Here is a 14,291-nt window from a genome sequence, read left to right on the forward strand (position 1 = left end):
GTCAGAGGTGTCAGAGCGAGGCTGTTTTCGTGTCGTCGCCAGCGGTTTCGAAATCGAAATCCTCGGCGGGTTTGGCGATCTCCTGGCGGTAATGACGGATGCCGACGGCGGTTCCGATGATCAGACCGACTACCAGAGTGCCGATGACTCCTGGCATCAGCCACGGCACTCGGTCCAGGAAACTGCCCGCGTAGTAGCCGATGAGCAGCAGCACCGGCGCCCAGATAACGGCGCCGATCGTGCTGGCCACGGTGTACTTGCGGTGATCCATCCGCGCCGCGCCCGCGACCATCGGGCACAGCGTGCGCACCCATGGGATCCAGCGCGAAATGAGCACCGCAAGGAAACCGTGCCGCTGCAGCAATTCGGTCACCCGCTGCAGATTGCGGGTGTTGATGTAGCGGCCGTTCTTTCTGGCCACCAGATGATGGCCGGTGCGATGCCCGATGACGTAGCCGACCTGGTTGCCCGCGATGGCCGCGATCATCGTGCCGATGGACAACGCCCAGACATGGGCCTCTCCCGCGGCGTTGGAGGCCATCACGATGCCCGCGGTGATCAGCATCGAGTCGCCAGGCAGGAACAACCCGATGATCAACGCGCATTCGAGGAAGACGAAGGTCAGCACCACCGTCCAGACGAGCGCGGGCCCCGCCGAGGTCAGCGGATCGAAACTGCCCACTGCTAGGGGCAACTGCGCCGTGGACACCGGCTCAGTGGGTCTGCTCGTTCGTCGAGGCAGTCAGCGCGGCGTCGTGCTGAGCGGCCTCGTCAGTGCCTGATTCGCGGCGCTCCCGGCGCCCTCCGTGGTCATGCTCCGCTGCCTCCGGGCGCGCCGCCGCACCGCGGTTGAGCACCTTCTTGGCCACCGCGATGATGCCGGGCAGGATCGAGATCAGGACGATGAGCAGGAAGATCGGCTCGATGTTCTTGCGAATGAATTCGATATTGCCGAGGAAGTAGCCGAGCACCGTGACACCGCCGCCCCACAGGACAGCGCCGACGATGTCGAAGGTGACGAACTTGCGGTAATCCATTTTGGACACACCGGCCAGTACCGGCATGAACGTGCGCACGATCGGCACGAATCGGGCCAGGATGATCGTCTTCGGCCCGTACTTTTCGAAGAAGGCATGCGTCTGGGTGACGTAATGCTTCTTGAACAACCGGGTGTCTTCCTTGTGGAACAGCGCGGGCCCGATCGCCCGGCCGATCCAATAGGCGCATTGGTCACCAGCGAAGGCGGTCACCATGACGGCGGGCAAAAGCAGCCAGATCGATACCGGCGGGTGCTCCGTCGCGGACAGCAGGCCGCCGGTGAACAGCAGCGAATCGCCCGGGAGGATCGGGAAGAGCAGCCCGGTCTCGATGAAGACGATCACCAGGATCGCCGGGAGTACCGCGTTCTTGAGCCACGTCTCCGTGAGCAGGTGCATCGGGTCCAGCAACTGGGTCAAAGCGACGTTGCTCGTCACCGATTCTGTCGCTGCCAGCAGAATCACGCGGCCTCCTGTCCCGGGTACGGCTGGCCTACATTGCTTGCCACCGCATCGGAAGCTGCCAGCGCAATTACGCGGCCAACAGTACCTGTGTTTGATTTGCCGCGCCTGCGGCACGGCGTGTTCGCGGCCACCAAGGCTCGCGTCCGAGCGGTCGAGACTCGCGACTTCGTCGCATGCGCTTCGACCACTCGGACGTGAGCCGGCCGCGAACGTCGCTCGTAAGACTCGCTCCGTGCGTGGGCAGGCCGGGAACCGGGCCATGCGACTTAGTGGCTGGCCGTCAAACACGGCAAAAAGGCGCTGGCCTAGTCTGTGGACTGACAGAATTGTCTTTTGCCGCACAACACGGAGGTCTTCACAGTGCCCATCGCGACTCCGGAGGTCTACGCCGAGATGCTCGGTCGGGCCAAAGCGAACTCCTTTGCCTTCCCGGCCATCAACTGCACCTCCTCGGAAACCGTCAATGCGGCCATCAAGGGCTTCGCCGACGCGGGCAGCGATGGCATCATCCAGTTCTCCACCGGCGGCGCGGAGTTCGGTTCGGGCCAGGGTGTGAAGGATATGGTCGTCGGCGCGGTCGCACTGGCCGAATTCGCGCATGTGGTCGCCGCGCGCTACGACGTGACCATCGCGCTGCACACCGACCACTGCCCCAAAGACAAGCTGGACACTTTCGTGCGCCCGCTGATCGCCATTTCTCAGGAGCGGGTGAACGCGGGCAAGAACCCGCTGTTCCAGTCACATATGTGGGACGGCTCCGCGATCCCGATCGACGAGAACCTGGAGATCGCCAAGGAGCTGCTCAAGGCGACCAACGCCGCGAACATCATCCTCGAGGTGGAGATCGGCGTCGTCGGCGGTGAAGAGGACGGTGTCGAGGCCGAGATCAACGAGAAGCTCTACACCTCTCCCGAGGACTTCCAGAAGACCATCGACGCGCTCGGTTCGGGCGAGAACGGCAAGTACCTGCTCGCCGCGACCTTCGGCAACGTGCACGGTGTGTACAAGCCGGGCAATGTGGTGCTCAAGCCCGAGGTGTTGGCCGAGGGGCAGCGCGTCGCCGCGGCCAAGCTCGGTCTGGCGGGGGACGCGCAGCCGTTCGATTTCGTCTTCCACGGCGGTTCCGGCTCGCTGAAGTCGGAGATCGAGGATTCGCTGCGCTTCGGTGTGGTGAAGATGAATGTCGACACCGACACCCAGTACGCGTTCACCCGGCCGGTCGCCGCGCACATGTTCACCAACTACGACGGTGTGCTCAAGATCGACGGCGAGGTCGGCAACAAGAAGAGCTACGATCCGCGCGGCTACCTCAAGAAGGCCGAATCGGCCATGGCAGCGCGTGTCGTCGAGGCGTGCAATGATCTGAAGTCTGCGGGTCGCTCGATCAGCGCCTGACCCTATTTACCCTTCGGGGGGCTTTTAGTACATGAGTCTGGATGTACGTGTGCTCGGGCCCGTGCGACTGCTGGTCGGTGGTGAACCGGTCGCGGTCGGCGGGCCCAAGCCGCGAGCCTTGCTCGCCGCGCTGACCGTCAATCGACGGCGCGCGGTGGCCTCGGCTGCGCTGGCCGAGATGGTCTGGAACGAGGATCCCCCAGATTCCTATGCCGCCAGCCTGCAGGTATTCGTCTCGAATATCCGTAAGGCACTGCGTAATTCGGGTGTCGATCCGGCCATGGTGCTGCGCACCGAATCTTCCGGCTATCGGCTCGAGATCGCCGAGGACGCTTGCGATCTCGGCCGCTTCGAGGCGGCCAGGGATGCGGGCGCGCGTGCCGCCGAGGTCGGCGACCACGTCGGCGCGTCGCAGCTGTTCGGAAATGCGTTGCGCGAGTGGAGCGGTCGGGCACTGGCTGATCTGGCCGGATTGCAGTTCGCGGACGGTTTCGCCACCGCGATGGACGAGGAGCGGCTGCAGGCCGCCTCGGCTCGCATCGATGCCGAAATCGCCTGTGGGCGCGCTTCATCGGTGATCGGTGAGTTGGTCTCGATGACCAATGAACATCCGCTGCGCGAACCGCTGTGGGGTCAGCTGGTCACCGCGCTGTACCTATCCGGCCGACAGGCCGATGCGCTGGACGCGTGCCGTCGGGTGCGCACGGTGCTCGCGGACGAACTCGGAATCGATCCGGGTCCGGTCCTGGTCGATCTCGAACAGCGGGTGCTGCGGCAGGAACCGTTGAGCACGATGGAGCTCAAGCGCACCGAGCGGCTGGCCGCGGCGATGACCGAGACCGTCACCGAGATGCCGCGCGCGGTCCGCAGCGGTCAGCTGCGCATGCCGGACGGCCGGGTCACGGCAATCGCGCAGGGCGGCATGCGAATCGGCCGGATGACCGATAACGATCTGGTCCTCGACGATCCGAAGGCCAGTCGCTACCACGCGCATATCATGCCGAGCCGGGCCGGACTGCTGATCAAGGATCTGCATTCGGCCAATGGTGTGTACGTCAACGACGAGGCGATCGATAGTGGTGCGCTGCTAGCCGACGGCGACAATATTCGTATCGGCGCAACGGTTCTGGTATTCCAGGCCGTCCAGTAAGCGCTCAGTCGCAGGCGATGCCGTCCCCATCCGGATCAAGATACGGGTTATAGCCGGGCTGACCACGATAGAGCGGCAGTTTCCCCTCGGCCCGAACCTGATCGCAATCGGTGTAATACCTCGGCGACTCCTCCTTCGACTCCTCCGGCGGCGGCACATTCGACCCCTTCGGTCCCGGCCGATAGCTCGGCACCGGAAGCGAACTATCGGGCCCGGCCACGAATTGGGCCGTGGACGAATCGGCGGCGGCGATCGGCAACGCGATCCCGAGGCCGCCGATCATCAGACATGCGGCGCCGAGCGCGGGTACAGCGCGGCGATAGATCAGTGAAGCTTTCACATCTCCATCCTGCTCCGCTTTGCACGCCGGCGGCAGTGCGGTTTTTGAACCACCGGAGGCCCTTTGCTCCTCCGGTGGACGGCTACTCACCCCGACACGAGTTGTCGTGCCGTGGACGGTAGCAGGGCGGCGGGCCGCGGTCCCGGAAATGAAGCAGGAGTTTCCTGTTAATTCTGGATATCCGTGCGGCACATGGACGATTCGGTAAGTCTGACGAGGCACAGGGGGCGAACCGGGTAGGGTCGGGCGCTGGTCGCGCGGCATCATGCGGTGCGTCGATGCGGCGTGGACGGGTTTCCGTTTCGCGCGAGATATCAAGGGGATGCGGATGACTCGGCGGTGGGTGGTGGTGTTCGGTGCGGTCGTGTGTGCGGCCGGGGTGATGTGTGCGGCGCGACCCGCCGGTGCCGCGCCGGCCGGACCGGTGGCCGGTCCGTGTGTCACGGATCCGCCTGCGACGCATGTGGGCCTGGTGCCCAAGACGCTCGAAGTGCCGATTCCGTATCCGGTGATCACCGTGCTGCCGCCGTCTTCGGCCGAACCCGCGCCGGTTCGCACGGAGCTGGAGTTGCCGTCGGATCCCTGTGTGAATCCGTGCCCGGATCTCACCGATGCACAGGCACCGCCACCGAGTCCGGCGAGCCAACTCGGCATTCCGGAAATTCTGTTGAGCCCCAAGCCTTTCCACTTCGCGATTCCGGGACCGGGACCGGATGCCGGTCAGGTGCCGCCGCCTCCGCCGCGCGTCGATCCGTCGATCGAACCCGCCCCGTTGTCGGCGGTGCGGCCGACGCCCCGGATCAGCACGGTCACCGAGGTGGCCAAGCAGACCGGCGCGAATTCGGTCAATCGCACCGATAAGCGCTGGCAGGTGGATGGCACCGATCTCGGCATCATGTGGGAGAGCGCGCCGGGCGAGATCGCGACCGCCTTCGGCGACACCGTCGGACGCGGCTTCCATCCACCTGGTGGGATGGGATTGGATTGGCGCAGCAATGTGCTCGCATTCAGTACCGATCGCGATCTCACCGACGGCATGACCTACGACCGGATGGTGACCGACGACCGCTGCCACGCGGCCGAGGTGCTCGCCAGCCGCAAACTCGACAATGTCGAGGTCACCACCATTCCGACCTCCGGATTCGCACTCGGTGCGCGGCAGTACCTGAGCTATATGTCGATTCGCACCTGGAACAGCATTCCGGGAACGTTCTTCACCAATTACGGCGGCATCGCCTATTCCGATGATCACGGTCAGACCTGGACCAAAGACCCCTACGCGCGCTGGGACAATATCTTCGGACTAGCGAATTTCCAAGTGAGCGCGATGGTTCCGCAGGGCGATTACGTCTACATGTTCGGCACGCCGAATACCCGGCTCGGCTCGGTGGGACTGGCGCGAGTGCCGAAGGATCAGCTCCTCAATACCACCGCCTATCAGTACTGGAGCGACGGAAACTGGACTCCGGTAGGCGGATTCGGCTCCGCGAGCCCGATCGTCGACGCGCCCGTAGGTGAGTTGTCGGTGCGCTTCGACACCTCCCGAAACGTCTGGCAGATGAGCTATTTGGATACCGCGAAAGTGGCACTGGTGGTCCGCGAAGCGGATTCACCGCAGGGGGTGTGGTCCGATGGCGCGCCGACGGTGACAGCGCGCGAATATCCCGAGCTGTACGGCGGATTCATCCACCCCTGGTCCTCGGGTTCGGACCTGTACTTCAATATTTCGACCTGGAGCGACTACAACGTCTATCTCGTGCATGCGACCATCGAATGAGGTTGCATCGCTAGGCGAAGCGAACCTCGGCGATGGCCCGGCCGAAGAGTTTGCGGCCCTCCGAACTACCCGCGAGCACGATGGTGGCGGTCCGTCGGCGCGGATCGAGCGATTTGATCCGCCCGCTGAATTCGACGGAACTCGGCGCCTCGGCGCTCACCGGAACGAATCCGGAGAACCGCACGCTGAACTTCTCGATGGCCGTCGGATCACCGAGCCAAGAGGTCAGGTAATCACCCGCCAGGCTCATGGTCAGCATGCCGTGTGCCACCACGGTCGGCAGTCCGGCCAACTGGGCCGCGCGCTCGCTGAAGTGAATCGGGTTGGGATCGCCCGAAACCCCCGCATAGTTGGCCAGATCACCGCGCGTCACCTGTGCGGTCTCGGGCGGGAGTTGATCGCCGACGGCTAGTCGGTCGAACTCCGGGAGGGAGCGCACCGAAGCGCTGCGCACTGCGGGCTGCCCGGGGGCGGGAGCATCCGCGGACAACGCGACCAGCGGATCCGGCCTAGTGATGTCACCGATGGTGACCGGGCGCGCGTGCATCATGATGTTCTCGACGGCGGCCGCGATATTCGGATCCACCTCGACACCGCGGCGCGCCACGATGGTGGTCGAACCCGATTGCACGATCTCGCCGTGCTGATTGGTCAGCGAGAACGTCACCAGGATGAAGTCGTTATCGCCGAACTGGCGGATCGAGTCGATCACGATCTCGGTGCTGAGCTGGTCGCCCGCCAGGATCGGGCGGGTGAGCTCGAAGACCTGGTCGGTCTGCAGAATCTGGGACAGGTCGTATTCGGTGAGTACCGTATCCAGCAGGACCCTGGTCGCATTGATGCCGATGACCGAGGCGAAGGTCGGCGGCGCAATGATGCCGTCGTAACCGAGCTCGAGCGCATCGGGTTCGGAGTAATGCGCACCGTGGCGACTCTGCGTCGCGCGGGCGAACTCACGGATTTTTTCCCGGCCGACCGAATAGTGTTCGCGCACCCGGAACCGGCGTCCCGCCGCCGTGGCTGTCTGTTCGACCGCTTCGATTTCCGGCTTTTCGATTGTCTGCTCCCTGACCATGATCCGGGCCATGCTACTGGCGAACCGGTCTGATGACCAGGTGAGTGTGACGTTCGCTACCGGTTAGAGGGCTTACCTTTTGGATATGTCCTGCTCGACTCGGCGCTGCCTTCGACTAGGGCGTCCCAGCGCTCGGCGGATCACAGACCTTCCAACCGTCGGCGGTCTGCTCCAAATCGAAAGTCCTCGCCGAGCGCTTCGTCGGATCCGCATCGGTGTACACGGTGGCCTGCGCGATCGCCGTTTTATCGGTGACCTTGATCGTATCGACGCTCGCCACCACCGGGATGTTCTTGCGATCCATCGACAGCTGATGCACGCCCGCGAACTGGTCCGCCGCAATGTTCTGATAGAAGTCGTGCAGCTGCCCGCAGGTGGTGTTGCGCAGCGCCCCGAGATCGCCGGATTCCAGCGCCGCGGTGTAATCGGTGATGGTGGCGCGCACCTTGGCCTCCGGGGAGTTGTCGCCCCGATTCCCGACGAGCACGACCGCGAGCCCGATCACCGCGATGAGCGCAACCGCGGCCGCCCCGATGAACAACCAGCGCTTCGAACGCTCGGCCGGCGGTTGCTGATCAGGCGGGGTGATTCGTTGCGGCTGGGCCATCGGCCGCGGTCCGTTGACCGGCTGAGCGGGGCGAGTCTGCTGGGTATCGGCAGGTGACGGGGCCGACGCGACCTGACGTGGCCGGCCGGGACCGCGCGGCGCCGACGGTGCGGTCTCCTCTACGCCGGGCCCACTCTGCGAAGGCCCTTGCGCCCCAGCCTGTTTCGGACCGGCCGCAGGACGCGGGGTGCTCGGCGGCTTGGTGATCGGCCCGGGCCGCGCCGCGGGCGCGACGACCCGGTCGGTACCGGGCTTGGTCCCGGCATCGCGCATCCGCTCCGTGGCGTTCTTATCGACTGGCTTCTGAATCGGCAATGCGACGGTCTGCTCGGCATCCAGCTTCGAAATCACCGGCATTGCGACGGTCTTGTCGTCCGCACCCGCCAAATCCGGTTCCGGTTGCGGCGGAGCCACAGCCGGACTCTTTGCCTTCGGGTCGACCCGTCGCATCACCATGGTCGCCGCATCCGCACCTGCGGAATCGTCGACCTTGTCGTCTGGTGCCGTGGCCTTTGCCGCATCCGAATCCCGCTGAATCACAGCGGTTTCCGCAGCGGATGCGGGAGTGTCACCCGGTGATGCAGTGCCTTCGGCCGGTGGCGTAGCTCCCGTCGGCCGAGTAGTCGATTCGGCAGCGGCCGATCCGGCGGACTTGTCGGCTACTGCTTCGGCCTCGCCTGCGGCGGATCCTTCGGCGGCCGCCGCGGCAGTTCCGCCGGCCGCAGCAGACTTCGCTGTACCGCCGGCACCCTGGGCTGCGGGACCGCCCCGTTTGATCACGACCGTCGGTGCGTTCTGCCCGGAGGCGGTACTGCCTGCCCGGCCGGACCCACCAGCTGGCGTCGGCTGGCCAGGCGACCCCGCACCCGGCGCCTTCGCCGGGCCCGACTTTCCCTTGTCTACGACATCACCACGCGAGATCTCCGCAGTCTTCCCTTCGGAATTCGCCGCGGTACCCCCGGGCTGCCCCGAACCGGCAACTGCGCCCGGCTTCGCAGCAGCGGGTGCGGACGAGACCGCGCCGCTACCCCGCGGGTCCACGCCGCCCGGCCTGGTAGTTCCGCCGGCCGCAGGAGCAGGTTGGGCGGGGCCGCTATCTCGCTGGCCTGGGCCGCTCGGCCCGGTTGTACGGCTCGGCCCGTTGCCCGGCGTCGGAGCAGATGCGGCCGCGCCGCCACCTCGTTGGCCCGCGCCGCCGGAGACGTTTGCGCCGCCACCTTGCTGGGTCACACCGCCAGGGCGGGTTGCGCCGCCCGCGGTGGGAGTAGATGAGGCCGGGCCGCTATCCCGCTGGCTCGCGTCGGCGGGCCCGGGTGCGCCGCTCGGCGTTTGGGCGGATGGGGCTGCGCCGCTACCTTGTTGGCTCCCGCCTTCCGGCGCGCGAGCAGGTTCGGCGGGGCCGCTATCTCGGTGGCCGGTACCGCTCGGCTTGGCTGCATTGCTCGGCGCGGGAGTAGATGAGGTCGGGCTGCCACCTTGTGTGCCCGCGCCGCCGGGCTTGGTTGCGCTGCCCGGCGCAGGAACAGATGAGGCTGGGCCGCTACCTCGCTGGCTTGTGCCGTCCTGCTTGGGGGTGGCGCTCGGAGTTCGAGCGGATGCGCCGCTACCTCGTTGGCCCGTGGCGCCGAGGTTGGCTGTGTTGCCCGGTGTAGGAGTAGATGAGGCTGGGCCGCTGCCTCGTTGGCTTGCGCCGCCTGGCCTCGGTGCGGCGGTTGGTGTTCGAGCGGATGGGGCTGCGCCGCCACCTTGTTGGCTCCCGCCGCTCGGCTTGGATGTGTTGCCCGGCGCGGGAGTAGGCGAGGCGGTGCCGCTATCTCGTTGGGCTGTGCCGCTTGGCCCTGTTGCGTTGCCCGGCCTGGTTGCGTTGCCTGGCGAGGAAACAGACGGTGCGGTGCCGCCATCTTGTTGGCTCCCGCCGCTCGGCTTGGCTGCATTGCTCGGCGCGGGAGTAGATGAGTTTGCGCTGCCACCTTGTGGGCCAGTACCGCCCGGCCGACTTGCGTTGCCCGGCGCGGAAGCGGACGGTGCGGTGCCGCTACCTCGCTGGCTTGTGCCGCCCTGCTTTGAGGCGGCGTTCGGAGTTCGAGCGGATTCGCCGCTACCGCGTTGGTCCGTGGCGCCGAGATCGGCTGTGTTGCCCGGCGCGGGAGCAGGCGAGGCGGTGCCGCTATTTCGTTGGCCCGCGCCGCCCGGGGCGGATGGTGACGACGGTGCATTGACCACTCCGCCTGGCTGGCCCGGGGCAGCAGGCTTCCCGAGCGCGGCGATGTCCCCGGTTGCCGCACCCGACCCGCCGGACTGTCCGGCACCGGTGGGCGGCTGCTTCGGCAACGATGGCGACGGAATCGGCCGAGTAGGAGCCGCTGGTCCGCGCTCGCCGGCGGCTTTCCCGGTTCCCGAGGGTGCGTTGGACCCCGACGAGCCGGGCCCTGACGATGACGGGAACGGTCGGGTCGCGTCTGCTGCGCCGTCCTTCGCGCCGGCCCCGGCTCCCGACGAGGTGCCTGCGGCGGGACCGGGGCGCGAGGGTGCGCCCGATCCCGTTGACTCGGTGGACGATGCGGGTTTCCGGTCCGTGGGCGTGGCCGGGCGCGGGTCGGCCGCTGCGGCGGGGCGGCCGGGATTTCGTGCCGGGCTCTTCTCGTCGTTCGGGTCGGACACCTAATAACCCCTCGGTCGGGCGGAACAGTTTGAACTCGACGGCCAGCCTAGCCAGCAATTCGGTCGACTGTGAGGGTTCCCCTGCCCAGTGGCCGCTCTGCCCCGCTCGACAGCGGCGGGTGGGCAGCAGCGGCGGCCCAGCCAGGGAACGCCGTGGCGGCGCAGCACGCGCGCGCAGTGCACAATGAACCGCATGACCTCGTTCGGTGACTTGCTCGGACCGCAACCGGTACTCCTGCCCGAAGACTCCGATGCGGAGGAGGCGCTGCTGAACAACGCCGATCCGGTGCAGGTCGCGGCCGCGCATCCGGCAGCTTCGATCGCCTGGGCCCATCTCGCGGAGGCCGCGTTGGAGCGCGGCGGGGCGGATGGCGATACTCAGGTGGTCAATCACGACATCGTCGCCGCGTACGCGTTCGCGCGCACCGGCTACCACCGCGGCCTGGACCTATTGCGCCGCAATGGCTGGAAGGGTTTCGGTCCGGTGCCGTGGAGCCACGAACCCAATCGTGGTTTCCTGCGCTGTGTCGCCGCACTTGCCAGAGCGGCAAGGGCGGTCGGCGAGACCGCAGAGTACGCACGCTGCCTCGACCTGCTGGAAGACTGCGACCCGCGCGCCGCAGGTGAGCTGGGCCTCGACTAAGTAGTGATTGCGGCATCACGTAGCGATTCGATGAGGGGTGGTGGTCGGGCGACGGGCGGGCTCGACCCCAATTCCCCTGTTGGCGTCGCCCGCGCCAGCAGCATGCAGAAGCTGCGCAGCTCGTGGGCGCGATTGCGACTGTCCGCGCTGCCGATTCTGCAGTGCGCGGTCGGCGCGGCGCTGGCCTGGTTTATCGCGCACAAAATAGTCGGGCACACCCAGCCCTTTTTCGCGCCGACCGCGGCGGTTGTCTCGATCGGCATTTCGTTCGGCGCCCGGCTGCGCAGGTCGGTGGAGTTGGTGGTCGGCGTCGCGGTCGGCATCGGCATCGGCGACCTGTTCATCACCCGCGCGGGCACCGGCGTCTGGCAGATCGCCTTCGTCGTCGCGGTGGCCATGGCCCTGGCGGTATTCCTGGACGGCGGTTCGATCATCACCATGCAGGCCGCCGGTTCGGCGGTGCTGGTCGCCACCTTGCTGCCGCCTTCGGCGGGCGGCGGCTTCTCGCGCATGATCGACGCGCTCATCGGTGGGTTGGTCGGCGTTGTCGTTGTCGCATCGATACCGCTGCATCCGGTGCGCCGGGCCCGCGAGCAAGCCGCGGAAGTCCTTGCGGTGCTGGCGAAGTCGCTGCACGAATGTGCCGACGGCCTGCTCGAACAGGATCCGGAGAAGATTCGCACGTCCCTGGCGGCGGCCCGCGCCACCCAGCCCCAGATCGATGGTCTGCGCTCCACCCTGGAGGGTGGCCGCGAGATCAGCCGGATCTCCCCGCTCTATTGGAATTACCGCCAGCGTCTCGATCGCATCCGCGCCACCGCCGATCCGCTCGACAATTCCGTCCGCAATACGAGGGTGCTGCTACGTCGTTCTCTCACACTGGTCCAGGACGACGAAATCCTCGATCCCCGACTGATCGAGGGACTGGAGCGCCTCGCCCAAGCCGTCGAGGTGGTGCGCCGGATGATGCTCGCCGATCCCGGGCAGCAGCCGGACCAAGCCGAGGCCGCCAGGGTGCTGCGCGGTATCGCAAAGGCCGCGCGACCGGAACTCGTTGAGGGCGCAGGACTTTCGGCCCATGTGGTCTTCGCGCAGATGCGCTCGATGCTGGTCGATCTAATGCAAGTCTGCGGCATGCAGCGCATCTCGGCCATGGCCCTGCTGCCCCCGACGGTCCCGAATCCGCATGTGCCGCCGGAGAATTGAGCCGACTACTCAGCGGATTTCGGACATATTCCCGCCGCTGCGGGACGGCGTGCTCGGTCTCGGGCACCGAATCATGATCTTCACGTAGTCCGCTACTCGTGTTCGCCCACGCCCACGCTCATAGGCTCGAGAGGCAACCGCGGTTACGAGGGGTAGCGCGGTTGGGACGCTTCGCCCGACGGCTAACCGCCCACCGGCCATATGGTGTGGTGGCCGGGCGGGTGAGGTCGCGCGAAGAGGTCGCCCGGTCCGGGAGGTCGGACCGGGCGACCGGATATCGGCTAGGTCCAGAACCGGGTCAACCAGCTGCCGTAGCGTGACCAGTCCGCATCGACCCCGGACAATTCGTACAGCGAGTACACCGCATCGAAGAACACCTTGTTGATCGACGGCGTGAACAGCAGCGCGAACAGGATCAGCATTCCGAACGGCTTGAACTGATCGAGCGCCCGCCGGGTCTGATAGCTCAGCGACGGCTCCACCACGCCGTACCCGTCCAACCCGGGCACCGGGAGAATGTTCAAAAGCGTTGCGGTGATTTGCAGAAACGCCAGAAAGCTCAGGCCGTACCAGAACGCGCGATGTGAAGTGTCACTGCCGAAGAACCGCACGACCACCAGCAACAGCACCGCGCACACCGCATTCACCGCGGGTCCGGCACCGCTGATGATCCGCTGCATGCGCGCGCTGACGTTATGCGTGTGCACGTACACCGCACCGCCCGGCAAGCCGATACCGCCGAGCGCGATGAACACCATCGGCAACACGATCGAAAGCAGCGGATGGCTGTACTTCAGCGGATTCAGCGTGAGATAACCCCGCAACTCCACCTCGCGATCGCCCGCCCGCCACGCCGTGTACGCATGCGCGAATTCGTGCAGACACAGCGTGACGATCCAGCCGAATACGACGAGCAGAAATACCCCGAACTTCGCCCGCGTCGACTGCGGATCGGCATCCCACGCCAGCACACCACCGGCCACCGCGACCGCGATCACCAGCAGGAATATCGGGCTCGGCCGCACGGCACCCAGGCGGCGATCCCTCGAGAACGGAACCGTCATCGCACCAGCAGCCAGTTTTCGTGATGCCGATAGAACGACGAGCGCGGCAGCACCCGATCGTTGGCGATGCCGTCCCTTGTCACCACGGCCCCCGGCGTGCCGAGTTGCGCGGCCCGACCCTCCAGCCAGCGCCGCCTGCGGATGATGTTCTTCTGCACGCTCGCCCGCACCCCCGGCAAATCCAGCATCGGAGAGACGACCATCGCGCTGACCTTGCCGGAGAACAACTGCGCGTCATCCACATAGGCCTCGCCCTCGAGCTTCTCGCCGCCGGGCCCGGTGATCTCGGCCCGACCGACCAGCACGGTTCCAGTGTCGTCGCGAATCAGCGGCGTTTCGACGGCCCGGCCCTCCACCGCCCGTTTGGCGGCGGCATTGCCGGTGCCGGTCTGGTAGGCGCGCGAACCGTAGGTCTTGTCGACGGGCACATACCCGATCTCCACATGCAGCCGCTCGGTCCGCATCAGATGGGTCAGCACGGAGGCCAAGGCGGCGTCGTCGCCGAGCACGATCAGCCGGGGCAGGCTATCGGCGGCCAGGACAGGCAATAGCTCATCGATGACGCTGTTTTCCGGGATGGCAGTCGTCTGCGAAAGCGGCAGCGACGCGAGGGCGATGGGTACCGGTGCGCCGTCGCAACGGAGAACGTGGGTACTCAAACTGCCGTACACCCTCCTCGGTTCGGCCGACAACCCGTCGGTCACCCTCGCCACCTATCGGCGGACCCCCTGCTCGGTCCGCCAGTGCCTCGCAACCATAGCTGTGTTTTTGGCGGCGCGGGCGCCGCGTGTTCGCGGCCCCCTGGTGTCTCGCGGCCGAGCCCTCGAGAAAACCGCCAACCGCGCAAGCGCGTAAGCGCCACGGACGCGCG

The 14,291-nt window shown here is 66.5% G+C and carries 13 protein-coding genes; 6 read left to right on the forward strand and 7 right to left on the reverse strand.

Features of this window, described 5'->3' with window-relative positions; translation table 11 throughout:
- Positions 1-10: 10 nt before the first annotated feature.
- Positions 11-694, reverse strand: coding sequence for a DedA family protein (locus ACIBI6_RS40670; protein WP_364358904.1), 684 nt, complete (start codon positions 692-694; stop codon positions 11-13).
- Positions 695-713: 19 nt separating this feature from the next.
- A complete protein-coding gene (locus tag ACIBI6_RS40675; protein ID WP_364358907.1) occupies positions 714-1,436 on the reverse strand; it encodes a VTT domain-containing protein in 723 nt (240 codons plus the stop codon).
- A gap of 426 nt (positions 1,437-1,862) precedes the next feature.
- Between ACIBI6_RS40675 and fbaA the strand changes: the two genes are divergently transcribed.
- Together fbaA and ACIBI6_RS40685 are read left to right on the forward strand one after the other, a co-directional pair.
- Positions 1,863-2,897 (forward strand): class II fructose-bisphosphate aldolase, encoded by a 1,035-nt coding sequence (gene fbaA, locus ACIBI6_RS40680; RefSeq protein WP_364358910.1) that lies wholly within the window; start codon positions 1,863-1,865, stop codon positions 2,895-2,897.
- 31 nt (positions 2,898-2,928) lie between these two features.
- On the forward strand, positions 2,929-4,047 hold the full coding sequence (locus ACIBI6_RS40685) for a BTAD domain-containing putative transcriptional regulator (protein ID WP_364358874.1): 1,119 nt from the start codon (positions 2,929-2,931) through the stop codon (positions 4,045-4,047).
- Between the two features lie 4 nt (positions 4,048-4,051).
- On the opposite strand, the gene ACIBI6_RS40690 is transcribed toward ACIBI6_RS40685, so the two are convergent.
- Positions 4,052-4,387 (reverse strand): excalibur calcium-binding domain-containing protein, encoded by a 336-nt coding sequence (locus tag ACIBI6_RS40690; RefSeq protein ID WP_364358877.1) that lies wholly within the window; start codon positions 4,385-4,387, stop codon positions 4,052-4,054.
- 328 nt (positions 4,388-4,715) lie between these two features.
- Here ACIBI6_RS40690 and ACIBI6_RS40695 point away from each other — a divergent pair, with 328 nt between their 5' ends.
- Complete coding sequence (locus ACIBI6_RS40695; protein WP_364358880.1) at positions 4,716-6,164, forward strand: DUF4185 domain-containing protein; 1,449 nt, start codon at positions 4,716-4,718, stop codon at positions 6,162-6,164.
- A 10-nt stretch (positions 6,165-6,174) separates the two neighbouring features.
- Here the strand turns inward: ACIBI6_RS40695 and ACIBI6_RS40700 are convergent, their stop codons facing one another.
- Together ACIBI6_RS40700 and ACIBI6_RS40705 are read right to left on the reverse strand one after the other, a co-directional pair.
- Positions 6,175-7,239, reverse strand: a complete 1,065-nt coding sequence (locus tag ACIBI6_RS40700) for a fused (3R)-hydroxyacyl-ACP dehydratase subunits HadA/HadB (protein ID WP_364358883.1) — start codon at positions 7,237-7,239, stop codon at positions 6,175-6,177.
- 115 nt (positions 7,240-7,354) lie between these two features.
- The gene (locus ACIBI6_RS40705; RefSeq protein WP_396960499.1) at positions 7,355-8,386 is read right to left on the reverse strand and encodes a hypothetical protein; all 1,032 of its coding nucleotides are present in this window, start codon (positions 8,384-8,386) and stop codon (positions 7,355-7,357) included.
- Between the two features lie 1,675 nt (positions 8,387-10,061).
- On the opposite strand from ACIBI6_RS40705, the gene ACIBI6_RS40710 reads away from it, so the two are divergent.
- From ACIBI6_RS40710 to ACIBI6_RS40720, 3 genes are all read left to right on the forward strand, one after another.
- On the forward strand, positions 10,062-10,511 hold the full coding sequence (locus tag ACIBI6_RS40710; RefSeq protein WP_396960501.1) for a hypothetical protein: 450 nt from the start codon (positions 10,062-10,064) through the stop codon (positions 10,509-10,511).
- A 189-nt stretch (positions 10,512-10,700) separates the two neighbouring features.
- A complete protein-coding gene (locus ACIBI6_RS40715; RefSeq protein ID WP_364358892.1) occupies positions 10,701-11,150 on the forward strand; it encodes a DUF3151 domain-containing protein in 450 nt (149 codons plus the stop codon).
- Positions 11,151-11,180: 30 nt separating this feature from the next.
- A complete protein-coding gene (locus ACIBI6_RS40720; protein WP_396960503.1) occupies positions 11,181-12,356 on the forward strand; it encodes an aromatic acid exporter family protein in 1,176 nt (391 codons plus the stop codon).
- Positions 12,357-12,637: 281 nt separating this feature from the next.
- Here ACIBI6_RS40720 and ACIBI6_RS40725 read toward each other — a convergent pair whose 3' ends face one another.
- Positions 12,638-13,420 (reverse strand): site-2 protease family protein, encoded by a 783-nt coding sequence (locus tag ACIBI6_RS40725; RefSeq protein ID WP_396960505.1) that lies wholly within the window; start codon positions 13,418-13,420, stop codon positions 12,638-12,640.
- Positions 13,417-14,079 carry a hypothetical protein gene (locus tag ACIBI6_RS40730; RefSeq protein ID WP_364358898.1) on the reverse strand — a complete coding sequence of 221 codons (663 nt, stop codon included), beginning with the start codon at positions 14,077-14,079 and terminating at the stop codon, positions 13,417-13,419. Before ACIBI6_RS40730 ends, ACIBI6_RS40725 begins: the two co-directional genes overlap by 4 nt.
- Between the last annotated feature and the right edge of the window lie 212 nt (positions 14,080-14,291).

The sequence above is a fragment of the Nocardia sp. NPDC050412 genome (assembly GCF_044458825.1).
GTDB lineage: Bacteria > Actinomycetota > Actinomycetes > Mycobacteriales > Mycobacteriaceae > Nocardia.

Coding starts and splice junctions, on each gene's coding strand:
- ACIBI6_RS40675 (WP_364358907.1), bottom strand. CDS start 1,436: ATGCACCTGCTCACGGAGACGTGGCTCAAGAACGCGGTACTCCCGGCG.
- ACIBI6_RS40715 (WP_364358892.1), top strand. CDS start 10,701: ATGACCTCGTTCGGTGACTTGCTCGGACCGCAACCGGTACTCCTGCCC.
- ACIBI6_RS40720 (WP_396960503.1), top strand. CDS start 11,181: ATGAGGGGTGGTGGTCGGGCGACGGGCGGGCTCGACCCCAATTCCCCT.
- ACIBI6_RS40700 (WP_364358883.1), bottom strand. CDS start 7,239: ATGGTCAGGGAGCAGACAATCGAAAAGCCGGAAATCGAAGCGGTCGAA.
- ACIBI6_RS40695 (WP_364358880.1), top strand. CDS start 4,716: ATGACTCGGCGGTGGGTGGTGGTGTTCGGTGCGGTCGTGTGTGCGGCC.
- ACIBI6_RS40725 (WP_396960505.1), bottom strand. CDS start 13,420: ATGACGGTTCCGTTCTCGAGGGATCGCCGCCTGGGTGCCGTGCGGCCG.
- ACIBI6_RS40685 (WP_364358874.1), top strand. CDS start 2,929: ATGAGTCTGGATGTACGTGTGCTCGGGCCCGTGCGACTGCTGGTCGGT.